Raw genomic sequence first — 917 nt, 5'->3', positions numbered from 1 at the left:
CTCGTCACATCCTGGGGCTGAATTCGGTCCCAAGGGTTCGGCTGTTCGCCGATTAAAGTGGCACGCGAGCTGGGTTCAGAACGTCGTGAGACAGTTCGGTCCCTATCTGTTGCGGGCGTAAGAGATTTGAAGGGAGCTGTCCTTAGTACGAGAGGACCGGGATGGACAGACCTCTGGTGCACCAGTTGTCCTGCCAAGGGCACAGCTGGGTAGCTACGTCTGGACGAGATAAACGCTGAAAGCATCTAAGCGTGAAACTCTCCCTAAGATTAGATCTCTCATCCTTTATGGAGTAAGGCTCGACGTAGACTATGTCGTTGATAGGTCGGAGGTGGAAGTGCTGCGAGGCATGTAGCTGACCGATACTAATAAGCCGAGGGCTTGACCTTAAGGTCAAGGAAGAAGAATGCAGGCGCTTGTGAGCGAAGGAAAAGCGAGTTTCACTGTTCGGTTTTGAAGGCGCAGGAGATGCACCTTTAGCTCAGTTGGTAGAGCAACTGACTCTTAATCAGTGGGTCCCCGGTTCGAATCCGTGAAGGTGCACCAAGTGGTCCTGTCCAGGACGCTGGGTGCGTCCTGGGCGGGGACTGCTGAAAGAGGAGCGACGATGGCCCGTTGGTCAAGCGGTTAAGACGGCGGCCTCTCACGCCGCAAACATGGGTTCGATTCCCGTACGGGTCACCAAATTTCTCTTGACAAATCAAAAATAGCGGATATAATACTTACTGTTGGGAAGACGGTAAGGAGAGAAAAGGCGCAAGAACTTTTCTTTGCTTACTTTCTTTTCGGAGAAAGTAAAGTAGGTGCTGATTAGAGCGAGGGTCCACCCGTTCCCATTCCGAACACGGAAGTTAAGCTCGCTTCTGCCGAAGATACTTGCCTGGAGACGGGCTGGGAAAATAGGTAGTGCCTACACA

At 52.3% G+C, this 917-nt stretch carries 2 tRNA genes and 2 rRNA genes; all 4 read left to right on the top strand.

Annotation, left to right across the window (positions count from 1 at the left end):
- A 23S ribosomal RNA gene (locus tag NE584_RS19330) occupies positions 1-389 on the top strand; the annotation flags it as partial.
- A gap of 81 nt (positions 390-470) precedes the next feature.
- Positions 471-546, top strand: a tRNA-Lys gene (locus NE584_RS19325).
- Between the two features lie 63 nt (positions 547-609).
- Positions 610-684: transfer RNA gene (locus tag NE584_RS19320), tRNA-Glu, on the top strand.
- A 115-nt stretch (positions 685-799) separates the two neighbouring features.
- Positions 800-915, top strand: a 5S ribosomal RNA gene (gene rrf, locus NE584_RS19315).
- Positions 916-917 lie beyond the last annotated feature (2 nt).

The sequence above is a fragment of the Clostridium sp. DFI.5.61 genome (assembly GCF_024462915.1).
In the GTDB taxonomy this organism is placed as follows: domain Bacteria; phylum Bacillota; class Clostridia; order Oscillospirales; family Oscillospiraceae; genus Lawsonibacter; species Lawsonibacter asaccharolyticus.
This window is presented reverse-complemented; position numbering and strand designations above follow the sequence as displayed.